This is a genomic window from Ensifer sp. (genome assembly GCF_035999185.1).
In the GTDB taxonomy this organism is placed as follows: domain Bacteria; phylum Pseudomonadota; class Alphaproteobacteria; order Rhizobiales; family Rhizobiaceae; genus Ensifer.
Genome location: NZ_DASYHB010000016.1, coordinates 1 through 10,750 on the forward strand (window position 1 = coordinate 1; position 10,750 = coordinate 10,750).

Annotated in this window: 12 protein-coding genes; 8 read left to right on the forward strand and 4 right to left on the reverse strand. The window is 62.8% G+C overall.

Annotated features, from left to right (window positions below; all coding sequences use genetic code 11):
- From VGO04_RS01145 to kduI, 3 genes are all read right to left on the reverse strand, one after another.
- The coding region (locus VGO04_RS01145; RefSeq protein ID WP_327494120.1) for a dihydrodipicolinate synthase family protein at positions 1-481 on the reverse strand (481 nt) is incomplete at its 3' end.
- Between the two features lie 105 nt (positions 482-586).
- Positions 587-1,330 (reverse strand): 2-dehydro-3-deoxy-D-gluconate 5-dehydrogenase KduD, encoded by a 744-nt coding sequence (gene kduD / locus VGO04_RS01150; RefSeq protein WP_327494121.1) that lies wholly within the window; start codon positions 1,328-1,330, stop codon positions 587-589.
- Positions 1,327-2,151, reverse strand: a complete 825-nt coding sequence (gene kduI / locus VGO04_RS01155) for a 5-dehydro-4-deoxy-D-glucuronate isomerase (protein ID WP_327494122.1) — start codon at positions 2,149-2,151, stop codon at positions 1,327-1,329. Before kduI ends, kduD begins: the two co-directional genes overlap by 4 nt.
- Positions 2,152-2,422: 271 nt before the next feature.
- On the opposite strand from kduI, the gene VGO04_RS01160 reads away from it, so the two are divergent.
- From VGO04_RS01160 to VGO04_RS01195, 8 genes are all read left to right on the forward strand, one after another.
- Positions 2,423-3,940 carry an aldehyde dehydrogenase (NADP(+)) gene (locus VGO04_RS01160; protein ID WP_327494123.1) on the forward strand — a complete coding sequence of 506 codons (1,518 nt, stop codon included), beginning with the start codon at positions 2,423-2,425 and terminating at the stop codon, positions 3,938-3,940.
- Positions 3,941-4,037: 97 nt separating this feature from the next.
- Positions 4,038-4,769: a FadR/GntR family transcriptional regulator gene (locus tag VGO04_RS01165; RefSeq protein WP_327494124.1), complete on the forward strand. Its 732-nt coding sequence runs from the start codon at positions 4,038-4,040 to the stop codon at positions 4,767-4,769.
- A 79-nt stretch (positions 4,770-4,848) separates the two neighbouring features.
- Positions 4,849-5,589 (forward strand): FadR/GntR family transcriptional regulator, encoded by a 741-nt coding sequence (locus VGO04_RS01170; RefSeq protein ID WP_327494125.1) that lies wholly within the window; start codon positions 4,849-4,851, stop codon positions 5,587-5,589.
- Positions 5,590-5,643: 54 nt separating this feature from the next.
- Positions 5,644-5,985 carry a cupin domain-containing protein gene (locus VGO04_RS01175; protein WP_414650496.1) on the forward strand — a complete coding sequence of 114 codons (342 nt, stop codon included), beginning with the start codon at positions 5,644-5,646 and terminating at the stop codon, positions 5,983-5,985.
- Between the two features lie 110 nt (positions 5,986-6,095).
- Entirely contained in the window at positions 6,096-7,118 is a 1,023-nt protein-coding gene (locus VGO04_RS01180) for an ABC transporter permease (protein ID WP_327494127.1), read from the forward strand.
- Positions 7,118-8,005 (forward strand): ABC transporter permease, encoded by an 888-nt coding sequence (locus VGO04_RS01185; RefSeq protein WP_327494128.1) that lies wholly within the window; start codon positions 7,118-7,120, stop codon positions 8,003-8,005. The genes VGO04_RS01180 and VGO04_RS01185 overlap by 1 nt, the downstream gene beginning before the upstream one ends.
- 4 nt (positions 8,006-8,009) lie before the next feature.
- Positions 8,010-8,846 (forward strand): ABC transporter ATP-binding protein, encoded by an 837-nt coding sequence (locus VGO04_RS01190; protein ID WP_327494129.1) that lies wholly within the window; start codon positions 8,010-8,012, stop codon positions 8,844-8,846.
- On the forward strand, positions 8,846-9,607 hold the full coding sequence (locus tag VGO04_RS01195; RefSeq protein WP_327494130.1) for an ABC transporter ATP-binding protein: 762 nt from the start codon (positions 8,846-8,848) through the stop codon (positions 9,605-9,607). The genes VGO04_RS01190 and VGO04_RS01195 overlap by 1 nt, the downstream gene beginning before the upstream one ends.
- 548 nt (positions 9,608-10,155) lie before the next feature.
- Here the strand turns inward: VGO04_RS01195 and VGO04_RS01200 are convergent.
- Positions 10,156-10,750: ABC transporter substrate-binding protein (locus VGO04_RS01200; protein WP_327494131.1), on the reverse strand; the 595-nt coding region annotated here is incomplete at its 5' end.

Consider the following 10,750-nt stretch of genomic DNA (forward strand, 5'->3'; position numbering starts at 1 on the left):
TCGGGCACTCGTCGCAAAGACGGGCGAGCGTATCGGCCTGCAGCACGGAGTTGTCGCGGTTATAGACCATGACGCCGATACCGACCGACTGGCAGATCTTCTTCACATGGGCGTAAAGGCCTTCCTGCGGCGCATCGATCAGGTAATGCGGCAGAAGCAGGATGCCATCCGCTCCAACCTTTTCGACCGAACGGGCGATGTCGATGGCGATCTCGGTGCCATAACCGCAGCCGGAGACGATCGCCGTCTCGCCGGACACTTCCTTGGCGGCGGCGACGATCCCGGGAATCTCATCGGGCTTCAGCGAGAAGAACTCACCGGTGCCGCCGGCGGCAAACAGCACCGGCGCGTGATAGCCGGCCAGCCACTCCACATGCGCCTTGTAGCTTTCCGGCGCAAAACGACCTTCCGCATCGAAGTGCGTCACCGGGAAGGAAAGCAGGCCCGATCCAAGCGCGGCCTTGATCTGTTCTGGGGTCATTTCGAAATCCTCTTCATGTTTTCAGTATCGAGAAGCGAGGGAACGGGCCGACGTCGCAGTACTCATCCTATGACATGTATGATGAGTTTGCGGCCGGCGGCCGCGTCAGCGAGCCAGCCAACCGCCGTCCACGTTGAGAATGGCGCCATGGACGTAATCCGCCGCGGCTGACGACAGGAATACGGCAGCGCCGGCGATGTCTTCAGGCCTGCCCCAGCGGTTGGCGGGGATGCGCTCGAGGATCGCCTTGTTGCGATCCGGATCATCGCGCAGCGCCTCGGTATTGTTGGTCTCGATGTAGCCGGGCGCGATCGCGTTCACGTTGATGCCCTTGGCCGCCCACTCGTTGGCAAGCAGCTTGGTGAGACCGGATACGCCGTGTTTGGCGGCCGTGTACGACGGCACCCGGATGCCGCCCTGGAAGGAGAGCAACGACGCGATGTTGACGATTTTTCCCGACCGACCTTTCGCAAGCAACTCGCGAGCGAAGGCCTGGCACGTGAAGAACAGCGCTTTCAGGTTGACGTCCATGACGTCGTCCCAGTCGGCTTCGCTGAATTCCACCGCATCGGCGCGGCGAATGATACCGGCATTGTTGACGAGGATGTCGTAGCCGTGTCCGGCAAAGACATCGCGCGCGGCCATGGGGTCGGCGAAGTCCAGAGCAAGTGGTGCGGCAATCCCGCCGGCCTTGGCGATGATCTCAAGTGTTTCCTCGGGTGCGCGGCGCGCCGCACAGGTCACCTCGGCCCCGGCGGCCGCAAGACCGACGGCGATCGCCTGTCCCAGTCCGGTGTTGGCGCCGGTGACGAGCGCTTTATGGCCTTGAAGGGAAAAGGGATTTGTCACTTCAGTTCCCCCGGCTGGATGAACTCCATGTCGGTGTAGTCGACATTGTCGCCGGCCATTGCCCAGATGAAAGTGTAGGATCCGATGCCCGCGCCCGAATGGATGGACCAGGGCGGCGAAATCGCGCCTTCCTCGTTGGAAATGAAGAGATGGCGGGTTTCCTGGGGTTCGCCCATCAGGTGAAGCACGCGCGATTTGTCGTCCATGCCGAAATAGAGATAGGCCTCCATGCGGCGATCGTGGACATGGGCGGGCATGGTGTTCCAGACCGAGCCGTCTTCAAGCGTCGTATAGCCGAGGACGAGCTGGCAGCTCTCCATCACCAGCGGATGGATGAACTGGTTGATCGTACGCTTGTTGGAGGTCTCGGTCGTGCCGAGCTTGACCTCCTTGCTGTCGGCAATGGTGACGAGCCGCGCAGGCAGGCTGCGGTGGGCCGGGCAGGATGTAATGTAGAAGCGCCCCTCTCCCGAGAAGGTGACCGGGCCTGAACCCTGGCCAAGGTAGAGTACATCGCCGCGGTTGAGGGTATAGGTGTCTTGTCCGGTCGCAACCGTGCCGGTTGCCCCCACATTCACGATGCCCATCTCGCGCCGGTCGAGGAACGACGGCGTCTTGGTTTCCTCCACCTTGTCGAGCGTCAACGGCGTGCCCGCAGGCACGGCGCCGCCCATCACGAAGCGATCGTAGTGGGTGTAGATCAGCCGGATCTCGCCCGGCCGAAACATGTTCTCCGCCAGGAAATGCCTGCGCAGCCCCTCGGTATCGAGCGCCTTGGCATAGTCCGGATTGACGGCCTGCCGCGTTTCTACGGTCAGCATGAAACTCCTCCTTCGGTCATTGCGATCAACATATCATATGTGTTAGTCGTATTTGTATGATATGTATGACAAGGTCAAGTGGCAAGTTCAAAACTCGGATGCCGGTCGCAATGGCTCAAACCGATAACAGTGTGAAACACCGCCTCGTTGACGGGGAAGGTGCGGGACTCTCGCCACCCCCTCTCACAGTGCCCGCGGCGTGAACCCATCAAACGCGCCGGCCTGGAACGCATCGCCTTCACGCCGACAACCCAATCCCAAGGAGCAATGAATGACCTTCAAACCGCATGGCAAACACCTGGTCGCAGGTGAATGGATCGCAACCGGACAGACGTTCAGCAGCGAGCCCGCAAGCGGCCCGAGCTTTGATTTTTCAGTTGGAACGGTGGAACTGGTGGACAGGGCGGCAAAGGCCGCCGAGGAAGCCTTCTGGTCCTACGGCTATTCGACCCGCGATGAGCGTGCAGCCTTCCTCGAGACCATCGCCGACGAGATCGAAGCACGCGGGGCGGCGATCACCGAGATCGGGAGCGCCGAAACCGGGCTGCCGCCCGCCCGGCTGGAAGGCGAGCGTGGACGTACCACCGGCCAACTGCGTCTGTTTGCCTCCCATATCCGCAAGGGCGCATATCTCGATAGACGGCATGACGAAGCCTTGCCGGACCGCAAGCCCCTGCCCCGTCCCGACATCCGCCTGATCCAGCGGCCGATCGGTCCCGTCGCCGTCTTCGGGGCCTCCAATTTCCCTCTGGCCTTCTCGACCATGGGCGGCGATACCGCATCGGCACTTGCTGCCGGCTGCCCCGTCGTCGTCAAGGGACACTCCGCCCATCCAGGCACCGGCGAAATCGTCGCCGAAGCTGCCCTTTCTGCCATCCGGGCGCACGGACTGCACCCGGGCGCGTTCTCGCTGATCCAGGGCGGCCGCCGCGATGTCGGCACCAGCCTCGTGACGCACCCGCTGATCAAGGCGGTCGGCTTCACCGGTTCGCTTGCCGGCGGTCGCGCACTCTTCGATCTTTGCACTGGGCGGCCGGAACCCATTCCGTTCTTCGGCGAACTCGGCTCGGTGAACCCGATGTTTGTCCTGCCCGAGGCGGTGAGGGCGCGCGGCGAGCAGATCGCCAGGGGGTGGGCGGCGTCGCTCACCATGGGTGCGGGACAATTCTGCACCAATCCGGGCATCGCGGTGATCCTTGCCGACCAGGCAGCGGCATTTGCCGAGACCGCGCGCGCGGCCCTTTCGGACGTCGGTCCGCAGGTCATGCTCACGGACGGCATTGCGAGCGCCTATCGCGACGGTCGAGACCGCATCGCATCGGGTGCCGGCGTTCGCGAAATCCTCGGCTCAAGCTGCGACCGAAGAAACGCAACGCCCAATCTCTTTCTCGTCCCGGCCCGGGAGTGGCTCGACAATCATGCGCTTTCAGAAGAAGTCTTCGGGCCGCTCGGACTGATCGTTACGGTCGATAGCCCTGAAGACATGATCGCGGTGGCCAAGCGTTTCGAGGGTCAGCTGACGGCAACACTTCATCTCGATCAAGGCGATCGCGACCTGGCGCGCAAACTGATGATGATTCTTGAACGCAAGGCTGGCCGGATCCTTGTCAATGGATATCCGACCGGCGTCGAGGTCTGCGATGCCATGGTTCACGGCGGCCCCTACCCTGCCTCGACCAATTTCGGCGCAAGCTCGGTCGGAACCATGGCCATCCGCCGGTTTCTCAGGCCTGTTTCCTATCAGAACATTCCTGAATACCTGATGCCCAGAGACCTCATTGAGACCTGATCGAAACCTGATGTCGGCGTAAGGATGGATTGCGCCATCGCCCCTCGATGGCGTATCCACGGACGGACCAACATACCCTTTGGAAACGGCCCGCGGCATGATGAAGACACCCGATCCCTCCGCTTCGCAGGGCAAGACACTGGTCGCGCAGGTGACGGATGCGCTTCGCTCGCAGATCGCCAAGGGCCGTTACAATCCGGGCGACCGCCTGCCGTCCGAAGCGCAACTGACGCAGGAGTTCGGCGTCAGCCGAACGGTGGTGCGCGAAGCAATTGCGGCCTTGCGTTCCGACGGCCTGGTGGAGCCCCGGCAGGGTGCAGGCGTCTTTCTGCTAGACCGGCCAGCACCCGACCGGCGACCCTTTCACAATGTCGACCTCGCGCGGGTGTCATCGCTGATCGAAATGTTGGAACTTAGAACCGCGGTCGAGGGCGATGCGGCGGCGCTTGCAGCACTTCGCCGCTCGCCCGGCCAGGAGGGCAAGCTCATCGAGGCCTTCGATGCCTTCAGGACCTGTGCAGCCGCGGAAAAACCGACTGCCGAGGCCGACTTCGCTTTCCACGTCGCCGTTGCCGAGGCAACCAACAACCCGCGCTTCGGCGAATTCCTTGCGGTGCTCGGCCCCGCCCTCATCCCGCGTCGCGCCATGGTGGAAAACGGCGGGGAAGCCGCACTGCCTGTCGACGAACTCAACCGCCTTGTGGACGAGCACGAGGCCATCCTCTTTGCCATACAGAACGGGGACGAGGATGGGGCGCGTTCAGCGATGCGAGAACACCTCAAGAAGAGCCAGACGCGCTACCGCTCCATGCTGCGCACTGCACGCTGAGGATGCGCCTCGGGCCGCCCTTGCATCCGGACAGATAACGGCTAACATGCCAGACAGGTTCGAAACAGGCGGAGCGAAAATGGAAGCCGAAAACAATCACGTTCGCGGCACGTCGCTGGCGGCAAAGATCAGCACTGCCCTGCGCCGTGAACTGACGGAGGGGGTGTTTCGCCCCGGCGACAGGCTTCCGAGCGAAAGCGCGCTCACGAAAGAATACTCTGTCAGCCGCACCGTCGTTCGCGAGGCGATCGCAATCCTGCGGGCTGACGGACTTGTCGAGGCGCGCAAGGGCGCCGGCATCTTCGCCCTTGAAACCCAGAAGGACAAGAATCAACCCTTCCAGGACCTGACGACCCAACGCATATCCTCGGTGATCGAACTGCTTGAACTCAGGACCGTTTTCGAGGTGGAGTCGGCCGGGCTCGCGGCGTCTCGTCGCTCGGCGGCGCAGATCGAGGCGATCCTCGAGGCCCATCACCATGTCGGCGAATGCCTGGCATCTGGCGCACCGACGCGCGACGCGGATTTCGAGCTTCACCTCGCGATCGCGGAGGCAACACAGAACCGCCGCTTCCCGGAGTTTCTTCAACTGATCCGCTCGGGCATTATCCCGCGCGGCGAACTGCAGGGCTCGGCACCCGGTTCGCGCCCCAAGGACTATAACCTCCACCTGCAGGAGGAGCACGGCCAGATCGTCGATGCCATCATCGAAGGAAACGCGGAAGCCGCGCGCGAACGGATGCGTGCCCACCTTCGCGGAAGCCTGGATCGCTACAAGGTGCTTCTGCGGTCGCGCACCATGGCGACTGAAGAAAGTTGACCCGCAGATCGACAACATAGTTGTCATACAAATATAAGAACATGTATGGTGATGATGTTAGACAACATCACCGAGGTTCACATGGTTCTCCCCACCTTCCCCGCAGTTTCGCCGGATGCCGGCGTCACCCGCCAGGTTCTTTCCGATTCCCCTGAGCTCATGGTCGTGTCGTTTCGCTTCGAAACGGGCTCCAAAGGCAAGCTGCACCGCCATCCGCACGTGCAATCGACCTATGTGGCACGCGGGCGGTTCCGCTTCTTCCGCAACGGCGAGGCCTATGAATTGCAGGCCGGCGACAGTCTCGTCATCCCCGGAGACACGGAACATGGCTGCCAATGCCTGGAGGCCGGCGAGCTCATCGACTGCTTTTCACCCCGTCGCGACGACTTCCTGTGATCGGTTTGGCTTGACAGCATGACAAGCCTGTGACAGGTTTGCTTAAGTTGTCATACAGGATAGGAGCCTGTACCGCCTCCCCACTCAGGCGAATGACACACGGAGGAACCATGTCACAACGCCGCATCCGCTTCTATGGCGCGGCCGGACAGATCGGGACCATTGCGGTCACGCTGCTCGGCCTGCTTCTCCTGACCTTCTTCATCGGCCGGCTGATGCCCGCCGACCCCGTCCGCGCCATTGTCGGAGAAGATGCGACGCGGGAAACCTACGAGCAGGTCTACCGCTCGCTGGGCCTCGACCGGCCGCTCTGGGAACAGTTCTTCTATTACCTCGGCGACGTCTTCACCGGCAATTTCGGCACCTCCATCCGCACCGGCCAGCCTGTGATCCAGGATATCCTGCACGTGATGCCGGCGACGATCGAGCTTGCCACCTTCGCGATCCTGATCGGCGCAGGGCTTGGTGTTCCGCTCGGCGTGCTTGCTGCCGTCAACAAGGACCGCTGGCCGGACCATGTCGTGCGCGTCTTCAGCCTGTTTGGCCATTCCATGCCGATCTTCTGGACCGGCATGATTGCGCTGATCGTGTTTTACGCCCATCTCGGCCTCGTCGGCGGCAGCGGGCGGATGGATCAGTTCTATATCGGGCTGGTCGAGGAACGCACCGGCTTCCTCTTGATCGACAGCCTTATGGCGGGCGAGTTGGATGTCTTCTGGTCTGCCGTCAACCACATCATCCTTCCAGCCGCGCTGCTTGGCTACTCCTCCTCCGCCTACATCACGCGCATGACACGCAGCTTCATGCTCGATCAACTGGGCCAGGAATATGTGACGACGGCACGGGTGAAGGGTCTCTCGCGCAGCCAGACGATCTGGCAGCACGCCTTCATCAATATCCGCGTCCAGCTGGTCACCATCATCGCGCTTGCCTACGGCTCCCTGCTTGAAGGAGCGGTGCTGATCGAAACGGTCTTTGCCTGGCCGGGCTTCGGCCAATACCTCACCAGCAATCTCATCACCGGCGACATGAACGCGGTCATGACCTGCGTGCTGATCGTCGGCGTCATCTTCATCGGACTGAACCTTCTGTCCGACGTTCTCTACCGCATCTTCGACCCGAGGACACGCTGATGGACGCACGCGTTCAACCCACTTCCCGCCTGCCGGCACCCATCCAGGCGCTGAAGAACATCGTGCTCTTTCTGCTGAAGAGCCCGACATCGACCTTCGGCCTCTTCGTGCTGGCGCTGCTTGTCCTGATGGCCGCCTTCGCGCCGCTGATCGCAACCCACGACCCCTACGCCCAGGATCTGGCCAATACCCTGCAGGCGCCCGGCAACGGCCATCTGTTCGGCACCGACGAGCTTGGCCGCGACATCTTCAGCCGGCTGGTCTTCGGCGCGCGCATCACGCTCACGATCATCTTCCTCGTCTCGATCGTCGTCGGCCCGATCGGTCTTGTCATCGGCACGACAGCCGGCTACCTCGGCGGCAAGGTCGATACGGTGATGATGCGCATCACCGACATCTTCCTGTCCTTCCCGAGCCTCATTCTCTCGCTTGCCTTCGTCGCGGCGCTCGGCCCGAGCCTCAACAACGCCATCATCGCGATCGCGCTCACCTCCTGGCCGCCGATTGCGCGGCTCGCGCGTGCCGAGGCGATGACCTTCCGCAAGGCGGACTACATCTCGGCCGCCCGGCTGCAGGGGGCGTCGGCGACCCGCATCATCTTCAAGTCGATCATGCCGATGTGCCTGCCTTCGGTCCTCATCCGGCTGACGCTGAACATGGCGACCGTCATCCTGACTGCCGCTGGCCTCGGCTTCCTCGGGCTCGGCGCGCAGCCTCCGCTTCCCGAATGGGGCGCGATGATTGCGACCGGCCGCAAGTACATGCTGGACAGCTGGTGGCTCGTCACCTTCCCGGGCATCTCGATCCTGTCCGTCAGCCTGGCATTCAACCTGCTCGGAGACGGCTTGCGTGATGCCCTCGATCCCAAGCAGGTGAACCGGAGATAGACCCATGGAAAAGAGCATTCTTGAGGTCGAGAACCTGCGCATCCGCTACGGCGGTTCTGAGACGGACGCAGTGCGCGGCGTCTCCTTCACCCTCGGACGCGAGCGCCTCGGCATCGTCGGTGAAAGTGGTTCCGGCAAGTCGACGGTCGGACGCGCGCTGCTGCGTCTTCTGCCGGGCGCAACCATCACCGCCGACAGGCTTCGTTTCGCCGAGCTCGATCTGCCATCGCTCTCGGAGAAGGAGATGCTGAAGGTCCGCGGTCGGCGCATGTCGATGATCCTGCAGGATCCGAAGTTCTCGCTGAACCCCATCCGCCGCGTCGGCGACCAGGTGGCGGAAACCTATCTGCGTCACTTCAAATGCTCGAAGGCCGAGGCGCGCGACAAGGCGCTGGCCATGCTCGAAGCGGTCAAGATCCGCGAGCCCAAGCGCGTCTACGATCAATACCCGCACGAGATATCCGGCGGCATGGGCCAGCGCGTGATGATCGCGATGATGCTGCTGGCCGACCCGGACCTCGTCATCGCCGACGAGCCCACCTCGGCGCTCGACGTGACGGTGCGATTGCAGGTGCTCAACATCCTCGATCGTCTCGTCAAGGATCGCGGCATCGGTCTGATCATGATCAGCCACGACCTGAACCTCGTGCGCAATTTCTGCGACCGCGTGCTGATCATGTATGCCGGCCGTATCGTTGAAACCTTGGCGGCCGCCGACCTCGACAAGGCGAAACATCCCTATACGCGCGGCTTGCTGGCGGCACAGCCGCGGATCGGCGGCGGACGCACACCGCTTGCCGTGCTCGATCGCCGTCCCGAATGGCTGGAGGAAATTGCCTGATGTCCGTTTCAGTCGAATGCCGCGATCTCGCAATCACCTTCGGCGCCGGCCCGACGGCGGCCAAGGTCCTTCCCGGCGTCACCTTCTCGGTCAAGCCCGGCGAATGTTTCGGTCTCGTTGGCGAAAGCGGTTCGGGCAAATCCACGGTTCTGCGCTGCATCTCGATGCTGACCGATATCTGGACCGGCAACATCCTCATCGACGGAAAGCCTGTGCGCGACATTCCGCTCATCGAGCGCTGCCGCACGCTGCAGATGGTGTTTCAGGACCCCTACGGCTCCCTGCATCCGCGCCAGTCGGTGCGCACCGTCCTCAACGAGCCGCTCGTCATTCACAAGCTTGGCGACCATGAAGAGCGCATGCGCAGGGCGATCACCGATGTCGGCCTGCCGGTCTCGTTCCTCGACCGGTTCCCGCACCAGCTCTCCGGCGGCCAAAGGCAGCGCGTGGCCATCGCCCGAGCCCTGATCCTCGAACCGTCGCTGCTGCTGCTCGACGAGCCGACGTCGGCGCTCGATGTCTCGGTGCAGGCAGAGATCCTCAACCTGCTTCAGCGCCTGCGGGACGAACGCGGCTTCACCTACATCATGGTCACGCACGACCTCGCTGTCGTCGATCACATGTGCGACCGCTTTGCCGTCATGCTCCACGGCGAAATCACTGAAATCTTGCCGCGCGATGCGATCCCAGGAAACCGCGCGACCCATCCCTATGCCCGCGAACTGATCGGCGCCTCGCTGGAATACGAGGGCGCGCACTGAAGCTCCCAAAGCCAACGCCATCGCAAGGCCACCCTCCTCGGCCTGCGATGCGTGAACAAAATTCTCCCCCGACTTGCCCGGCCCAGTGCCGGGCTTTTTCTTTACCGGGGCGCGTCTTGCGGCGAGGAACAAGGTCTGGAGTTCACCGGCAAGAGCTCGATACCCGGCGTCGGCGGCGTCGCTTCAAAAGAGATGCGGGCGGCAGCGCCGACCCCAAGATCCTCTGCGCACCCTCGTGCACAGTCGCGCTTTAGCGCAAGGCGCTCGATCGCGGGCATGGCGCAGAAGGCTTTAGCGCCGGCAGTACGCATTGATTGGGATGGGGTCCGGCGAAGTGCATGTCCGACATCGCGCGGCACGCCGCTTCAAACCGTGGCCGGACTTTACAGCACACGGCCCTGACCTTTCCGCCATTGCTCCGGATCGTTTCAAAGGGTAGCGGCGGCGCTCCTTATGCCGACAGGCCGTTTCAGTTGGGTTTGCGCAAACGGAAAAAGGCGCGTCTCGCGACGCGCCTTTCTGGATTCGATACAGGCAAAGGGTCGGGATTACCGCTCCTTCTTCACCCCTTCGAAACGAGAGAGCCAGGGGCTGACGATCATGCCTTTCACGTCGCTGCGGAAGGCCGCGGTGTCGATGACCTCCGAGAACGGCTGGATCGACATGACGAGCTCGTCCATGTAGGTCTGGACGCCCCCGTAGAGCTTGGCCTGCTTGGCGGCGTCGCGCTCGACCAGCGCCTCTTCGATCATCTTGTTCAGCTTCTCGTCGAAGAAGCTGGTGCGCCAGCTCTGGTAGTTGGTCAGCTTCGCCTCATCCGAATTGTCGGGGTTATAGGCGATGGATCGCAGGTTGTTGTCCGGATGCGGCTGCTGGCCGCCGCCGCCGCGACCGAGCAGCAGCTCGAACTTGCGCTCGCGCATCGCGCCGTAGATCTGGTCGCCCGAGCCGCTGATGAGTTCGGCCTGGATGCCGGCTTGGGCCAGCGTGTTCTGGATGGCCGTCGCCGCCTTCATGAACGGATCTTCGGAAAGCACGCGCAACGTCGTCTTGAAGCCATCCGGATAGCCGGCTTCGGCGAGCAGGGCCTTGGCTTTTGCGACGTCCAGCTTGTAGCCTTCGTCCGGCAAGGCGCCGAGCACA

Coding starts and splice junctions, on each gene's coding strand:
- VGO04_RS01180 (WP_327494127.1), top strand. CDS start 6,096: ATGTCACAACGCCGCATCCGCTTCTATGGCGCGGCCGGACAGATCGGG.
- VGO04_RS01185 (WP_327494128.1), top strand. CDS start 7,118: ATGGACGCACGCGTTCAACCCACTTCCCGCCTGCCGGCACCCATCCAG.
- VGO04_RS01170 (WP_327494125.1), top strand. CDS start 4,849: ATGGAAGCCGAAAACAATCACGTTCGCGGCACGTCGCTGGCGGCAAAG.
- VGO04_RS01175 (WP_414650496.1), top strand. CDS start 5,644: ATGTTAGACAACATCACCGAGGTTCACATGGTTCTCCCCACCTTCCCC.
- kduI (WP_327494122.1), bottom strand. CDS start 2,151: ATGCTGACCGTAGAAACGCGGCAGGCCGTCAATCCGGACTATGCCAAG.
- VGO04_RS01165 (WP_327494124.1), top strand. CDS start 4,038: ATGATGAAGACACCCGATCCCTCCGCTTCGCAGGGCAAGACACTGGTC.
- VGO04_RS01195 (WP_327494130.1), top strand. CDS start 8,846: ATGTCCGTTTCAGTCGAATGCCGCGATCTCGCAATCACCTTCGGCGCC.
- VGO04_RS01160 (WP_327494123.1), top strand. CDS start 2,423: ATGACCTTCAAACCGCATGGCAAACACCTGGTCGCAGGTGAATGGATC.
- VGO04_RS01190 (WP_327494129.1), top strand. CDS start 8,010: ATGGAAAAGAGCATTCTTGAGGTCGAGAACCTGCGCATCCGCTACGGC.